Source organism: Pantoea sp. S61, assembly GCF_016625145.1.
GTDB lineage: Bacteria > Pseudomonadota > Gammaproteobacteria > Enterobacterales > Enterobacteriaceae > Pantoea > Pantoea rwandensis_B.
In genome coordinates, this window is the sequence record NZ_JACVUO010000033.1 from 1 (window position 1) to 14,890 (window position 14,890).

The window sequence follows — 14,890 nt, forward strand, 5'->3', positions numbered from 1 at the left end:
GATGCTGGATGCTGGATGCTGGATGCTGGATGCTGGATGCTGGATGCTGGATGCTGGACATTATGGCATCACTGACTCAATGTGGCGTGAAATGACTTAGACTCCGTGATTTTCTCACCAGAAAATAAACAACTTAACTCACTGAAAAATAATAATTAATCTCAATTTTTCAGGCTGAAAATCACCACATCTTCTGTCATTTTCATGCTCTATCTACGTGTTAGCTACGTGTCTCCTTGATTCTCACCCGGCTGATAGATGAATTCTATAAAGCGTCACGTGGTGGTTACGAGTTGGCACTTCGATAGCGAATAACAATCCCAGTTATACTTAAATCTTCTACTCTCCTGAATGAATCTACAGGTTCTCAATGTAGATGCTTAAAGCAACTTAAGTACAGAGTTCTCATCCGCTGGAGTACAGCAGTTAATGTATGTTTGAATCAAGACTTATTAAAGTCCCCCCGATAACTCAGGATAAGATCTATCTAAAGAAATTATTTTTCTTAAGTCTGGAGCATGTATATAGATTTAAGCATGCGTTTATTTCTAGACAGCGATTGACGTGGTCAGGGAAACAAGAAGCTGTTCATTGTATCAATATCCTCCAAATGATGTGAGATGCAGTATCGTGAACTTGAGAACGCTAGTGAATGTGTAAGTGACAATGTATTAAGTTACATCCTGATAAGCTAACAATGGTTTCAGGAATTATGCAGATGTTCACTTATCACAACATGTTGCATTACGTTTTAAGTTGCAGTGTTTTAATCAGTTAAACCAGAACAGAGTCTAAGTTCATTTTGTTGATCAATATGTAGTGCCATTAACAAACCATAAGGTTTTAAATTTAATAGCTCCACTTTTACGGAGCTATTGAGCTATTGAGCTATTGAGCTATTGAGCTATTGAGCTATTGAGTATGAAAGCATCATTTATATCAACCAATGTTAAAACGTTCGCAGCAGGGAGCTAACAATTTATGGCCGGTGCCGGATGTCATCATTAAAAATAAGCAGACGGAAGGGAAGGGATAACACATTTTATCCGGCAATTCGCAAAGTGGTAAGCATAAGCGTTTTCACCGCGCTCAATAAATACCGCCTTTATGTATAACAAACCCCTTGCAGCGAAAGATGTTCTCATTCATTCCGGCAACGAGGCATTCTTGCTAACCGATTCATTTCTGCTTGAACCTATCTCAAGATTTTTGCAAATAACCCAAATGAGCGCCTTTTGTTTAAATATCATGCTAAATACGCTAGGGTAGGGGAGTTGGCAAAAACACCACTCTCAAGGATATGTCGGACAAAAAAAACAACAACATCTATGTGTATGATTTTATTGAAATATATACAAAAATCGCAAAATCACCCAATTATAAAAAAATCCACTTTTATTGATTTTTACCTAAAAACTGGCATGCGGAATCTTTTTTAGTACAATACAACAAATCATTATTATTGAGGTGCTTATGAAGCGTGATTACGGTGACGTGTTTGACATCGCCAACCGTGCGAATGGCATGCTGCACGGACTCAGCAGCCATATCGAGCAGCAGCGTCAGGAATTTAATCAACAAGGTTACTACCATACATTTACCCGTAATGCCGTTGCTAACTTGCCTCTGCTGAGTAAGCATGCGGTTGCCGCAGCCATCAGTGAGATGGAAGAGGGGGGTTATACGTTTGGCAGAAAGCAGACGGGCAGCACATCTCAATATGCAATGAGCATTCAGAACGTTGTCGATATTTACAAACACCGCAAGGTGCCTAAATACCGCGACAAACATAAAGACCCCTTCGTTGTTTTTGTTGTGAATCTCAAGGGCGGCGTATCCAAAACCGTCACGACCGTGACCCTCGCTCATGGTCTGCGTGCTCACCCAGGCTTATTGCATAATGATCTGCGTATTCTGGTGATTGATTTGGATCCGCAAGCTTCCAGCACCATGTTTCTCAGCCATACCAACAGCGTCGGTTCCGTGCTGGAAACAGCTGCACAGGCGATGCTGAACGATGTCAGCACCGAGCAACTACGTGAGCAGTTTGTGAAGCCCACAGTGATGCCAGGCGTCGATGTGATGCCCGCCTCGATAGATGATGGTTTTGTCGCCAGCGACTGGGATGCGCTGGTAGCGGAAAATTTACCCGGCATTGCACCATCGGAAGTCCTGCGCCGCAACGTCATTGATCGTCTGGCTGAAGATTACGATTTCATTTTTATTGATACCGGCCCACATCTTGATGCATTTATGCTCAATGCCATTGCCGCCAGTGACTTACTGCTCACGCCAACACCGCCGTCGCAGGTTGATTTTCATTCAACCATGAAATACCTGACGCGACTGCCCGAGATGCTTGAGCGGATTGAAAACGAAGGGATAGAGCCGAGATTGAAAGCGAATATCGGCTTTATGTCGAAGATGACCACCAAACATGACCATATTACGTCTCACAGCTATGCACGTGAGGTGTTCACAAAATCGATGCTGGATGCGGTATTACCCCGTCTGGATGGTTTTGAACGCTGTGGTGAGTCATTTGACACGGTGATCAGTGCAAACCCAACTTCATATCCCGGCAGCGCCGATGCACTCAGAAAGGCGAAACAGGAAGCCGAGAATTTTTCACGCGCTGTATTTGACCGCATTGAATATATCAGGAGTACCAAGTGACCGAACCCAAATCACTCAAAAGAATTGGCCGCACCATGGGCCAGTCTCAGATGTCGAGCTTTATCAACAGCGGCAATCAGTCACGCGTATTTACCCTGAAATCCGGTAACACGGCGACATTCAGCCGCCAGCTTATCCCCAGCGGTGAAGTGGAAAGCAAAACCTTCGTGGATGCGCAGGTGAATGGGCGCGATCAGTCAGCACTTACTGAAGAATCAGTGAAAGACATCACGCGCACCATCGAATTGCAACAATTCTTCCCGGCGATTGGTCGCCTGGTGGATGGCCGCATTGAAATTATGGATGGATCTCGTCGTCGCGCGGCTTGTCTGTTTGCTGGGACGGGCCTCGAAGTTCTGGTGACCGAGGATGAAATCGATATCAGTGATGCCCGCCAGCTGGCAGCTGATATTCAGACTGCGAAAGAACACAATCTGCGTGAATTGGGTCAGCGTTTCCTGATGATGGAAGCACAGGGCATGAACAAGACCGAGATTGCTAAAGCGGAAGGGATCTCTAACGCGAAAGTGACACGTGCTTTTCAGGCCGCATGGGTTCCTGCAGAGTTTATCGAGTTAATCCCGGTCGTTTCCGACCTCAGTATTCCGGACTATAAACTGCTGCTCGATGTGGCAGAGGAAGCAAAAGCGGAGGGTGTCGCGGTCAAAGAGGTCGTCGCTCAGGTAAAAGAGCGAATGAATGACGATCAGGCACTGCAAAAGCTGGCTTCAGATGATCAGAAAACCCGGATCCTGTCGTTTTTCACCACCGCTAAAAAGCAACTGGTGAAGCCGGTCAAAAACAAGAGCGTTACCACTGAGAAGTTTGGCCATTTTTCAGATCGTACCGCTTACGCTAAACGCAAAACTAACGCAGAAAAGCGTCATGTGCAGTATGAGTTCCATCGTTTGCCTGCCAATACGCTGGAAGAGATCGATATTGCCATCAAGGCGATCCTCTCTAAGCCCTGAATGGGTTCCAACTCCTAAAAAAGTCCAAAAGGGGGCGTGGTTTACACGTCCTTTTTGTTGAATATCGTTGTATTGAGCGTTCGGTCTTCCGCATTCCGTTGCAATATGTACCTCTAAAGCGCTTCAGCAGCGTTCTAAGCGATTTAAGTTCAATTATCGCATCTCACCAGTTTAATCATCTCAACGCGCTACAGACACGCCACAAGCTGTAATAGCAAGCGTTTGAAGTAAACCATGTTCAAAACCAAAATCGCGCCCATGCGAGGCAGGAAGTTATACAGATTGATCCTTTCTCGGGATCGACGTCCAGAATTGATTGAAATCACAGTATTCCGTGTGAAACTTGCATAACAATCTTATTTATCACTGCTTTTTATCCCCTTTATCCACAGGCTCGATCCAATTATTCGATCATAATGAGATCCCATTGAGATCAAAGAAGATCCCGGATCGCTACAGGCCTTGATACCACTGGGCTGAAAGGGCCTTAATAACCGCTATAAAGAGTAAATTAACCGCTGTAGAGAGGAGAATAACCGATGAAAAGAGTGAAACAACCGATGAAGAGAGTGACTGATAACCGCTGTAGTGAGCAGGCAAGGACAGAAGCTGTGCGTAACTGATCTCACTGTGTATAACTTTAATTCCCTGTAACCTGATTGGCTGGATATCAACCGGCGATATCCGGGAAAGGTTATCCCCATTATTCACTGACCCGATCCAAGAATAGATCAACTTAAGATCATATAAGTTCCTAACAGATCCCCACTTCACTTAAAGCCTTGTACCACAAGCCCTAAAGGGGGGTTGATAACCGCTATAAAGAGTAAACTAACCGCTATAGGGAGTAAATTATCCTCTATGGAGAGTAGTCTAACCGATGAAGTGAGTGCTAGTATCCGCTATAGAGAGTAAACGCGCGATGTCCCTGTGTATAAACCGGATCCTCGAAAATGTCGGAAAATGAGCTAAAAAACAACAAGATAGTTGAAGCCTTTTCAGAAACAGATAAACGAACTGGCGAACTGGTTGTACTTACCCCCAACAGAGATAACACTGTTCAACCCGTTGCCTTAATGCGACTGGGCCTGTTCGTTCCTACGTTAAAATCGACCAATAACCGTAAAAACGACACGACAGCCGTCACGGATGTCACAAACGAACTTAAGTTACTGTCGCTCGTTAAATCAGAAGGTTATGAGAGGATCCGAATCATTGGCCAGCGACTCGATATGGACAATGATTTCAAGACGTGGGTCGGGATCATTCACGCGTTTGCGAAGTACAACGTCACCAATGACAAAGTGGTTCTACCCTTCGTCGAGTTCGTTAAACTGTGTGGTATTCCTTCATCCCGATCTTCAGCCAAGCTGAGAGAGCGACTGGAAGCCTCGCTGATCCGCATTGCATCAAATACCATCCAATTCGGCACTGCAGACAAAGATGAACTCTACGTCACTCACCTTGTGCAGTCCGCTAAATACAGTGTTAAAAAAGATACGGTCGAGTTGCAGGCTGATCCCAAACTCTTCGAGCTCTATCAGTTTGATCGAAAGGTTTTGCTGCAGCTGCGCGCCATTAACGCGTTGGCTCGTAAGGAATCTGCTCAGGCGCTGTATACTTTTATCGAAAGTCTGCCTCCTAATCCGGCGCCCATTTCCATGGCACGCCTGCGACAACGCCTGAATCTGACATCCCGTCCTATCACGCAAAATGCTACCGTGCGCAGGGCGATGGAGCAGCTTAAAGACATTGGCTACCTTGATTACACGGAGCTAAAACGCGGTAGCTCCGTGGTATTCCACATCCATTATCGCCGGCCAAAACTCAAACCTGCAGAGCTGCCACTCAAGCTCCCGGATATTCTCGAAGATGAGCTGGAACTTGATGATCCTATCGAGACCAATGATGTTGCAGCAGCCAGCGAGCCGCAGGGTGAAATGGTGATGCTGTCAAAAGCGGAGTTGAAGATCCTCGAGGAAATCCGCAAAGGTAAAGTGAAGTAGCCTCCCAATGTAGCCTCCCAATACTGTCCTCATTTGATAACCGCTATAGAGAGTAAATACTCTCTATAGCGGTTTTATGCTGCTGCAATTCACCCCGTTCACCGCCCACATTCACTACGAGTCAGAGTTTTGTGACCCAGTAACCACTATAGTGAGTAGGCTTGTGCTCTCTATAGTGGTTATCTGGAAGTCGCTCACAATCTGCACCATTACCAGCCCAAACCTGCAACTAAACAGCTTTCAATGTGATAGAAGGGGGCTTGTGGAGAATTGTCATGGAATGATCCAGGATCGTTCCCAAGTTTTAACAACCACTATAGAGAGTAGTGATGTACTCTCTATAGCGGTTATTAGACGAAAGTGACGTTATCACTTCTATCTTGTTGAGTTATTTGAGGATTGTTGAGGAATGTTTGTTCAGATAACGGTCTGATTTATGTTCGTTATTGCATTGAATTCAACATTTATTACTTTAGTATCATTGGGTTATTTCCTTGCGCTGCCTAAAGCTGCTTTTCCTTCACGACATATCCACTATAGAGAGGAGTTACTCACTACAGTGGATAGCATTGCTGGCTGCATTGATGAGCGCCTTAACCTGAGATCCTGCTTACACGTACGCTATTGCGGGATTTTCGCATCCTGCAATAACCGCTATAGAGAGTGAGGTTGCTCTCCATAGCGGTTATTCTTTTTCGTTAAATTACTTTAAGCAACTGATATTTATATTTTATTTTCGATAATTCATTTTATGACTAACCGCTATAGAGAGTAATTTTTTAATGAAATGCACATTTCGGAAGACCATAAAGATCCAATAGCGATCGCAGGATCGTTGATTTGCAGGGCAGAGGATCAAACATCCACTATAGAGAGTAGAAACAACCACTATAGAGAGTGGGTGCTCTCTATAGTGGTTGTTTCTACTCTCGCGCCCTAGTGGTTACTTACTTCGCAAGGCTTGCCAATACTGATGTTAGTGTTTACTAACTTAAAATTTACGATGTAGGCGCACTTGGATTGATGTTCCTCATCACCTAAGTGAATTTGGTCATGATTAGGGGGATTTACTCTCTATAGTGGTTGTTCCACAGGATCGATTCTCACCACGCGATCCTGGTAACTTCTGGATCCCCCTTCATTTCAAGTTTGCTGTCGCTCATCATGACTAGCAGGCCATATGTCGGACGGGGCCTATAACGGTGATCTGTGCTTGTCGGAGTGAAGCTGAAAATATAGATCACCGTTAAGGGCACTATCATCAGCGAAAATATTATGCGCAGAATGAATGAATCTTTCATGCTGAGCCATTTTGATAATAAAGAACGTTACGAACAGCTGGAATTTTTGTAAAAAAACAGAAGCAGCCTACCGACCGCTTAACTTCATTATTTCCCTTTGTCATCCTTACTGATAACTATTTGCAATCGTTACGAAACGTTATCAACACTTCGCAGCAAGAAATTTCCTATAGTTCAGCCTTTATAGCGGGTTATGCCAGGCAAGCTTTCGCATTTCTCTATATCTGCTTAACTGAATGCTGGATAAAGATGATGGGGATAAGGATGGATAAAAAAGATACGCGCAAGCAAGCAGGGCTCCTTTATCACTCCCTCATCAGAAGTATCACGCTTGCAGGTATTGTGCTTATCGCCGCGGTGTTAGGCATCAGTATATGGACGCTGCGTCAGGACTGGAATGACACCATCAGGCAGAGTGAAGAAACGGCGACGAACCTGGCGCTGTCGCAGGCGCGGCAGGCAGAAGATACTTTCTTGCAGACAGAACTCGCGATGCGTGAAATGCAGCGAGACGTTGAATCGCAACTGGTGACCGGTATCAATAGCCGCAGTCTGAACCAGACCATGCGGGATCTTCAGGGGCGATTGCCACAGTTGCACGGCCTTTTCTATTACGACGCTCAAGGCAAGTGGATTGCCACCTCTGCATCGCAGATACCGGCAGACATCAATAACTCCGATCGCGAGTACTTTAGATTTCAACGCGACAATCCGCGCAACAGCATTCACCTCGGTCCGGTGATCCGTAGCCGAAGCACCGGCGATCTGGTGATCCCCGTTTCACTTCGCATCAGCGATGCGCTGCGCGGGTTTCAGGGCGTATTGCTGGCTACGGTGAAAGTCGATTACTTCCGTCACTTTTACGCTTACTACGAGATGGGGGTGAAGGACGTGCTGGTCCTGATGCTGGCAGACAGTTCGGTATTATACGCACGGCCCATGCCTGATAGCTTTATTGGTAAAGACCTCTCTTCCAGCCATCTGTTTCAGCAGATGCTGCAGGGCACAAACCGTGGAAGCGGGCAATGGACATCAGCACTTGATGGCAAACCGCGTATCTTTGGTTTTGCACGATCGGATCGTTACCCGCTGGTGGTTGCAGCAGGGTATGACACGCATAGTCTATTCATTAAATGGATGAAAGGACGCGTTCAGGATGTGTTGCTGAGTCTTGCACTGTTATCCGCTATCGTTGCCATGGGCGTTTTCGTGCTGCGTCAGGCACGGCATAGCCTGCATTATCAGCAAGAATTGACCAGTCTTCGTGATGAGCTGAGTGCAGCCAACCTTGCTCTGAACAGACTGGCGCATGCTGATGCGTTAACGGGGCTCGCGAACAGGCGTGCATTTGATCGCTACCTTAATGAGTGCATTCTCGCCGCTGAGAAGCACGACGAGCCGGTTTCGCTGGTGATGATGGATATCGACTATTTCAAACGTTATAACGACACTTATGGCCATGTGGCCGGGGACGAATGCCTTAAGCGTGTGGCGCAGGCGATAAACGCCATCTCTCTGCGCGGTACCGATTTGGTGGCACGATATGGAGGAGAAGAGTTCGCTATCGTTCTGCCCGGTGCTGATATTGAACATGCGATGTCGGTGGCCGCTGCAGCTGTACAAGCCGTGCGTGCGCAGGACATCATCCATGCTTCGTCTCTGTTACCTTCTCAACGGGTGACGCTGAGCGCGGGCTGTGCATCGCTGAACACTGAGAAAGAAAATCGCTCGGCTCAAATGTTAATCAGGCAGGCCGATATGGCTCTTTATTCCGCTAAGCAGGCGGGCAGAAATCAGGTGAAAAGCGAAGAGTCATATCTGAATAATTAAAGCTGAGAGAGCAAACGCAGCCAGGTTAACTGGGGCAACCTGGCTCAAATTCATCGATGACATCTTACGCGCCAAATCCGCCATCGATCGTGTGCATAGCACCTGTCACAAATGAAGCTTCCGGACCGGCAATCCAGGCAACCATTCCGGCCACTTCTTCCGGCTTACCGTGACGCTGGATGGCCATAAAACTGTGCATAAGCTCCTTCATCGGTCCTTCTGCCGGATTCATATCCGTATCGACGGGGCCCGGCTGGACGACATTCACCGTAATACCGCGTGGTCCAAAGTCACGGGCCAGACCGCGCGCTAATCCCTGCAGCGCCGATTTGCTGACGGCATAGGCCGCGCCTCCTGGCATCGGCATCCGGTCTCCGTTGACGGAACCAATGACGATAATGCGACCGCCTTCAGGCATCTGGCGGGCGGCTTCCACAGCAGCGTGATAAGGTGCGTGAATGTTGATACGGAATAAGTGATCGATGGCATCGCTTTCGAGTTCTAAGGCATCACCAAATATCGCGACGCCCGCATTCACCACCAGCACATCCAGAGGCCCGGAATCGCGTACCAGCTTAGTCACGGCATCGCGATCGGCGCTGTCCGCCTGAACCGCTTTACTGCCAGTATCTTCCGCCAGTTTTTCTGCCACTTCGCGCGAGCCGGCGTAACTGAACACCACCGAAGCACCCTCTGCGGTAAAACGCCGCACGATTGCCGCACCAATGCCCCGACTACCGCCCAACACCAGTACCGATTTGTTTGTAAATACCGCCATTAGTGAGTCCTCAATTGTATTGTAGTGGTCATTACAATATTATTGAGTCAGTCAGGTTGTCAAAGGATTATGTAGTGATGACTACAAAAACTAGCCGTACGCCAGGCCGCCCACGCAAGTTCGATGCGGAACAGGCGGTATGCATTGCACAGAATTTGTTTCACTCGAGTGGTTACGACATGGTGAGTGTGGTGGATTTGACCAAAGCCTTTGGCATCAATCCGCCCAGCTTTTATTCAGCCTTCGGCAGTAAACTCGGGCTTTACCGAACAGTGCTTGATCGTTATGCCCAAAATGGCGCTATCGGTCTTAAGGCGCTTTTGCGTCACGATCGCCCGGTGGCGGAGTGTCTTTCTGCCGTTTTGGATGAAGCCGCAAGTCGCTATGCTGCCGATCCGGAAGCAACAGGATGTCTGGTGCTGGAAGGTATCCATAGCGATGATCTTTCTGCGCGCGAGGTAGCCTGTGGTTTTCATACAGCGGCCGAGAAGATGTTCAATGCCTATATTGCCGAGCGCTATCCAGAACAGGCCATGCGGATAACGGATTTTATGGTGACGATCATGTCAGGCCTGTCGGCTCGGTCACGTCAGGGCGCGAGTGCGGAGCGTTTGCGGGAGACATCGCGCATGGCTGGTCAGATGTTGGCGCAGTTACTTCCGGTTTGAGGCGGTCACTGCTGTCGTTGCTAACGTAGTTGAGAAATGAACTTCCGTTTTTGAGTTCAAAACCGGCGGACGTATTCGTTGTAAAGCCCGTGATTCAGGAACCGTAGTCCTCGATAGGGATAACTAAGGGTTCATAATTTATACGGGATGATAAAATGGAAATGTTGAATACTTTAACGTTCACGGAGGAGTCAGTCATGTCAGAGCAAAATGAATACGCGGAAGGAAAAGCCATTTGCAATGAGATCGGCGGCGCGGTGCTGGAAGTTCTGGGCAGAAAAAGCGAGTTTGCCGTTCAGTCGTTAATTGATGTCCTGCTGGAAGCACAAAGAGATGGCCATCACTATGATGCTGAGCGTGAGCATGGCATGGAAATGGCGATAAGAATTCTGCAGAAGTTTGCTTAGCTACCCACGTGACAGCGGATTTTCATCCCATCGTTTGTGATAAATTAGTCCTACAACTTCTTGTATTGAGTTCAACATGCTGACCGGTCTGAATCACATCACTCTAGCAGTAAGCAATGTCTCTGAGAGTTTCACCTTTTATATTGAGACGCTGGGATTCACTCCACGCGCACAATGGAAGAACGGCGCTTACCTCTCGATAGGTGAGCTCTGGCTTTGCCTCTCACTGGATGACGTTTCCATCGGCAAAGATTACACGCACTATGCTTTCAGCATTGAAGATGAAGTGTTTGAAGCTTTTGCCGAGAGGCTGAAAGCTTCAGGGGTGAAAGAATGGAAGGTCAATAAAAGTGAGGGGAAATCGCTCTATTTCCTTGATCCGGATGGTCACAAGCTTGAACTTCATGCTGGCTCTCTGGAGAGTCGATTAAAAGCCTGCAGGGCAAAGCCGTATGAAGAGATGAAGTTCTACTGAGAGGAGAGGCCGCAGTTTGGGACATTGCGATTATGCATTGTCGCTCACGCTGGGCCACTGTGCCGTTTAAGGCTAACCAAAAACACCCGCATACGCACCGAAAGAACAGAGCCCGCAAAGCGCGATGGATAACAATGCCGCAGAGATTGCGTACTTATTCATGACTAACCGCCTAAAAAATGAAGGTAAACTTAGTCTGAGCCTGGCAATAATTCGTATAATGTAAACCCTGAGATTATCATTCAGATAAATCTATTGGATGTTCACAATCCCAGAGCTGGCGCGTATTGGTGTAAATAGATTGGCATCATTAAGCTTGAGAACCTTGCCGCTTGGTTTATCGCTAACATCCCATCAGCTACAATGAAACCTGAGGACTCAGCGTAAGCCCGATTCTCAGGAGGTAATAGAATGGACAATTCAGACAAAATTTTAGGCGAGGCTGCTTATAAGATTCTCGCCCGCCGTGAAAAAATCAGTGTTGTACAATTAAATAATGAACTGCATCGCATGGTCGACACTGCTGAAACGCCAGAGCGAAAACAGGCAGTTTTGGCTGCGATTGACTGGTTAAACGATTATCGGCAACCTTCGTCTGAAGACAAACGCAGCAGCTCGCCGTTAAGGCGTTTGAGCGAAAGCGCAGACAGCATTGCGCTATCGTCAGATAGAAATGCTAAAAAGTAGCGAGAATATGCATCTCAGTCACTGAACCCCGTTTAAAATGCTCGTTGGAACAGATGATTAAGATTTTTCTGTTTCGGCGAGTCACCTCTCAGCAGATAGCACTTTTTGCAAAAAAATGAATGCCTGATGTTTAATATATTCTTGTACAGATTTTGCGATAACTGTACAACTTTATCAGGTCAATTGCCTGACCCAACATGAGAGGGTTAACACATGCGTCAGAATGGATACACTCCGAACTCTTCCGAAGCTATTGCACAATATTTTAATAAAGCCTCTTTGCCTTCTCAGCAAGAAACACTAGGCCAGATCGTGGTCGAAATCCTGAGAGAAGGCAAAAATCTGAATCGTAAATCACTTTGCACCAAGTTGCTTCGCCGCCTGGAGATTTCCTCTAATGCTGAAGAGGAACATCACCATCATCAGCTTATTGGGCTGCTTTTTGACCGCGATGAGTGATTCAGTATTCAGCGTAAGTTGTACAACATTACCGTTCTGAGTTTGCATGGTATAAGAATGAATCCTGGCTTTGTGGCAGAAATTGCAATTTGCAGTCTGTTTACAGCAAAATTGCCATGCAGATGCCGTTATCAGAGAAGTATATGAATAGAAGTGAACGCCAGCAGTTAATAGATGAAATTCTCGGTGAAGCCACACTGGTTCTGCTCCAGCGAGCGGGGCCTGTTTCCTTCCGTGCACTCATCGAACAACTCCAGGTTATGGAAGACCAGTCAGATGATACTGACAGGCGGCAATTGATCGCCCAGACAATTGTTGAAGTAAGAAAGAGCATCGCCGAAGGAGAACGAGTTAAACAAAAGAGGGCGGACGGAATAAATTCTGTCCAACACTTGTACACGGACTCGCATCACTCAGGCAACAATAGAAAGCACTGATTAGCACCTTGATTGCTATCAGTGATTAACCCCTGACAACATTAAGCTCGGAAACAAATCATGCATACATCAGAAGACATCTTTTCTGCGCTTGCCGATCAGGAACTGGCTGAACGTTTCCGCAATGCGGGTCCGGATTTGAAAGATGAAACGGCAGTGTTAGGTGTTATCATCCGCAACGTGCTGGCATCGGAAGGACAGATTACGAATAAAGCCATTATCATCAGTTTAATCCGGGCACTCGAATCAACTCAGGATGATTCTCAAGCCCAGCTCTTGCGCCAGACTCTTGAAATTGTTGTGGGCGTAACACCGGATGATTAATGCCTGATTCATTAATAACTCGCGTAAATCAGTGCATCATTTTAGAAAGTAAGCGGATAAGCGTTTCGTAATTTTCTCTCAAAACTGAATCCGCTTCATTGTCTTTGAGTTTTTGCAGGGCTAGTGATATCTCATGCGTCTCAACAGCTAAGCCTTCCCGGATAAACGCTGACACCGTGGTGCCTAACAACCCCAATATCTCTTGTGTAATCTGGCCATCATGCTTCACCGCGACCCCACACTCTGTATAAAAATACAGTGTGGCATATCTGAACCCCTTCCGATACCCTCAAATAGCTTTGTGTCCAGCATTCCTAATTTTAAAATATAAATTTGTCCCTACACGCTATTGTAAATAAAGAGTTTAATCATTTTTAACGCTGCGCTTATAAAGTTTATCTTCGACGACTTCAATTCGTGCATTTCTGGCAAAATATAGTCACTCTCTGAAAGATTAACGAGTCCCAACGTTTGACCAATCTAAGTCTTCATTCCCTCTAAACTCACCTTTTCGCCGTTGCTTCATGACCTTGTTTTCAATAAACAGATCGGATCAAGGGATAGAAATTTTATTTGCGAGATGAATAATAATGATTATCATTTGCAGGGTTCAGGTTTGAAATTGCACGCATCTTTAGCAAAGCCAATTAAAACCCTACAAAGAATGTGATGAGTTCACACCCCATTTAAAAGTTGGAGTGGTTATGAATGGAGATAAAAGCGCGCATCAGTGCGTAGCGAACCAACAGACGGACAGCCATTTTTCGCCCGCTATTACTGCCTCATCAATACATGGTGAGTGGCAAAGGGCAGGGCATCAGGCTGCGCAGCGTTTACCTACGCCTGAAGTGATGGCTTCACTGGCTGCTTTCCATACGGAGAGCGAGTCAATGGCCCCGTTGATAATCTGGCAACTGCTACATGAACTCTCTTTTGCCTCCGCTGAAGGTTGGCTGATTGCGGATGCGCGCCAGCGAGCAGGGATTGCCGACTGCTTTCAGTTTTTGCTGGAGAAATGGCACGGCATTCTTGAGGACGAAGGGATCGTGGAACAGCGCGAACAGCGCTGGTTTGCAGGTGAATGCGCGCCCAGCCTGCCCTCAATCGAACAGCGTATTGACGATGGAAAAATTCGTCTGCGTCGTTGTCTGGACTGGCACCTTGAGGGAGATGACTTTTTTAACGCATTATTCGCTGACCTGCACACGCTGTGCGAGGTGATGCGCTATCCGCAGTTGGCACAGAGCCGATTATCACCGCATGAGAGTTGTCCCCTTTATCCAGCGATGCATCAACGCAGCATGCTGGTGGATTACCTCGACCTGATAGCCGCCTCACTGATGCAAACTGCGGTGCAAGGAAGGGATGGTCCGCAAGTGCTGGAGATGGGTGCAGACACTTGCCATGATGACCTTCATCAATTGTGGGACAGGCAAGCTTGTCCATCGACACAGCTAGATGCCGTACTGGCAACCGACGTGCTGCACAGGATTCAGGGCTTCGATGCCATGCTCCAGAGCATCTGGCATGCATTAAAACCTGAAGGTGTACTGATTGTGGTTGAACCCACACAGGATTCGGCGCTGAGGTGGATAACTGCGGCTGCCGTGCTGCAGCAGGCAACAGAAGGACACTCTCAACCATTTATGCAATCTCTTTCGCAAGAAGCCTGGCTGCAGGCATTTTTGCGTAATGGATTCCATCTTGTCGGTGATTGGCCCCAGCCGGGAACGGCACTGGCGTTTACAGGCTACCGGGTCTTTATGATGCAACGTTCTGCGTCGGAAATGGATGTAGAAACCTGATGCCCATTTTTTCACAGTGCTTTACGGAATTTGCTGTAGACCTGTTTCTGGTTAATTGAAGCTTCA

14 protein-coding genes are annotated in these 14,890 nt (G+C 47.0%); 12 read left to right on the plus strand and 2 right to left on the minus strand.

All coding sequences use genetic code 11. The annotated features are described in order from the left end of the window. Positions 1–1,473 precede the first annotated feature (1,473 nt). The 4 genes from IAE30_RS28680 to IAE30_RS28695 all read left to right on the plus strand — a co-directional run bounded on the left by IAE30_RS28680 (position 1,474) and on the right by IAE30_RS28695 (position 8,784). Positions 1,474–2,676, plus strand: a complete 1,203-nt coding sequence (locus IAE30_RS28680; RefSeq protein ID WP_200538839.1) for an AAA family ATPase — start codon at positions 1,474–1,476, stop codon at positions 2,674–2,676. A 35-nt stretch (positions 2,677–2,711) separates the two neighbouring features. Continuing rightward, positions 2,712–3,647 (plus strand): ParB/RepB/Spo0J family partition protein, encoded by a 936-nt coding sequence (locus IAE30_RS28685; protein WP_200538895.1) that lies wholly within the window; start codon positions 2,712–2,714, stop codon positions 3,645–3,647. Positions 3,648–4,600: 953 nt separating this feature from the next. Then, positions 4,601–5,653 (plus strand): RepB family plasmid replication initiator protein, encoded by a 1,053-nt coding sequence (locus IAE30_RS28690; protein ID WP_045816857.1) that lies wholly within the window; start codon positions 4,601–4,603, stop codon positions 5,651–5,653. A gap of 1,565 nt (positions 5,654–7,218) precedes the next feature. Then, complete coding sequence (locus IAE30_RS28695) at positions 7,219–8,784, plus strand: sensor domain-containing diguanylate cyclase (protein WP_200538838.1); 1,566 nt, start codon at positions 7,219–7,221, stop codon at positions 8,782–8,784. A gap of 64 nt (positions 8,785–8,848) precedes the next feature. Here the strand turns inward: IAE30_RS28695 and bdcA are convergent, their stop codons facing one another. Continuing rightward, positions 8,849–9,562, minus strand: coding sequence for an SDR family oxidoreductase (gene bdcA / locus IAE30_RS28700; RefSeq protein ID WP_200538837.1), 714 nt, complete (start codon positions 9,560–9,562; stop codon positions 8,849–8,851). Between the two features lie 77 nt (positions 9,563–9,639). On the opposite strand from bdcA, the gene IAE30_RS28705 reads away from it, so the two are divergent. The 7 genes from IAE30_RS28705 to IAE30_RS28735 all read left to right on the plus strand — a co-directional run bounded on the left by IAE30_RS28705 (position 9,640) and on the right by IAE30_RS28735 (position 13,019). Beyond that, positions 9,640–10,230 (plus strand): TetR/AcrR family transcriptional regulator, encoded by a 591-nt coding sequence (locus IAE30_RS28705; RefSeq protein WP_200538894.1) that lies wholly within the window; start codon positions 9,640–9,642, stop codon positions 10,228–10,230. 155 nt (positions 10,231–10,385) lie between these two features. Continuing rightward, positions 10,386–10,637 (plus strand): hypothetical protein, encoded by a 252-nt coding sequence (locus IAE30_RS28710; protein WP_200538836.1) that lies wholly within the window; start codon positions 10,386–10,388, stop codon positions 10,635–10,637. Positions 10,638–10,713: 76 nt separating this feature from the next. After that, complete coding sequence (gene fos / locus IAE30_RS28715) at positions 10,714–11,112, plus strand: fosfomycin resistance glutathione transferase (protein ID WP_200538835.1); 399 nt, start codon at positions 10,714–10,716, stop codon at positions 11,110–11,112. A gap of 411 nt (positions 11,113–11,523) precedes the next feature. Next, a complete protein-coding gene (locus IAE30_RS28720; protein ID WP_200538834.1) occupies positions 11,524–11,799 on the plus strand; it encodes a hypothetical protein in 276 nt (91 codons plus the stop codon). 213 nt (positions 11,800–12,012) lie between these two features. After that, complete coding sequence (gene ycgZ / locus IAE30_RS28725; RefSeq protein ID WP_200681503.1) at positions 12,013–12,258, plus strand: regulatory protein YcgZ; 246 nt, start codon at positions 12,013–12,015, stop codon at positions 12,256–12,258. A 116-nt stretch (positions 12,259–12,374) separates the two neighbouring features. Next, complete coding sequence (locus IAE30_RS28730) at positions 12,375–12,695, plus strand: hypothetical protein (protein ID WP_234465526.1); 321 nt, start codon at positions 12,375–12,377, stop codon at positions 12,693–12,695. A gap of 60 nt (positions 12,696–12,755) precedes the next feature. Continuing rightward, the gene (locus tag IAE30_RS28735) at positions 12,756–13,019 is read left to right on the plus strand and encodes a biofilm development regulator YmgB/AriR family protein (RefSeq protein WP_200538833.1); all 264 of its coding nucleotides are present in this window, start codon (positions 12,756–12,758) and stop codon (positions 13,017–13,019) included. 28 nt (positions 13,020–13,047) lie between these two features. On the opposite strand, the gene IAE30_RS28740 is transcribed toward IAE30_RS28735, so the two are convergent. Next, positions 13,048–13,248: a hypothetical protein gene (locus IAE30_RS28740; protein ID WP_200538832.1), complete on the minus strand. Its 201-nt coding sequence runs from the start codon at positions 13,246–13,248 to the stop codon at positions 13,048–13,050. Positions 13,249–13,723: 475 nt separating this feature from the next. Between IAE30_RS28740 and IAE30_RS28745 the strand changes: the two genes are divergently transcribed. Next, positions 13,724–14,824: a methyltransferase domain-containing protein gene (locus IAE30_RS28745; protein WP_200681504.1), complete on the plus strand. Its 1,101-nt coding sequence runs from the start codon at positions 13,724–13,726 to the stop codon at positions 14,822–14,824. Positions 14,825–14,890: the final 66 nt, after the last annotated feature.

Excerpts from the sequence above, each read along its gene's own strand:
- IAE30_RS28680 (WP_200538839.1), top strand. The coding sequence starts at position 1,474 with ATGAAGCGTGATTACGGTGACGTGTTTGACATCGCCAACCGTGCGAAT.
- IAE30_RS28685 (WP_200538895.1), top strand. The coding sequence starts at position 2,712 with ATGGGCCAGTCTCAGATGTCGAGCTTTATCAACAGCGGCAATCAGTCA.
- IAE30_RS28690 (WP_045816857.1), top strand. The coding sequence starts at position 4,601 with ATGTCGGAAAATGAGCTAAAAAACAACAAGATAGTTGAAGCCTTTTCA.
- IAE30_RS28695 (WP_200538838.1), top strand. The coding sequence starts at position 7,219 with ATGGATAAAAAAGATACGCGCAAGCAAGCAGGGCTCCTTTATCACTCC.
- bdcA (WP_200538837.1), bottom strand. The coding sequence starts at position 9,562 with ATGGCGGTATTTACAAACAAATCGGTACTGGTGTTGGGCGGTAGTCGG.
- IAE30_RS28705 (WP_200538894.1), top strand. The coding sequence starts at position 9,640 with ATGACTACAAAAACTAGCCGTACGCCAGGCCGCCCACGCAAGTTCGAT.
- IAE30_RS28710 (WP_200538836.1), top strand. The coding sequence starts at position 10,386 with ATGGAAATGTTGAATACTTTAACGTTCACGGAGGAGTCAGTCATGTCA.
- fos (WP_200538835.1), top strand. The coding sequence starts at position 10,714 with ATGCTGACCGGTCTGAATCACATCACTCTAGCAGTAAGCAATGTCTCT.
- IAE30_RS28720 (WP_200538834.1), top strand. The coding sequence starts at position 11,524 with ATGGACAATTCAGACAAAATTTTAGGCGAGGCTGCTTATAAGATTCTC.
- ycgZ (WP_200681503.1), top strand. The coding sequence starts at position 12,013 with ATGCGTCAGAATGGATACACTCCGAACTCTTCCGAAGCTATTGCACAA.
- IAE30_RS28730 (WP_234465526.1), top strand. The coding sequence starts at position 12,375 with ATGCAGATGCCGTTATCAGAGAAGTATATGAATAGAAGTGAACGCCAG.
- IAE30_RS28735 (WP_200538833.1), top strand. The coding sequence starts at position 12,756 with ATGCATACATCAGAAGACATCTTTTCTGCGCTTGCCGATCAGGAACTG.
- IAE30_RS28745 (WP_200681504.1), top strand. The coding sequence starts at position 13,724 with ATGAATGGAGATAAAAGCGCGCATCAGTGCGTAGCGAACCAACAGACG.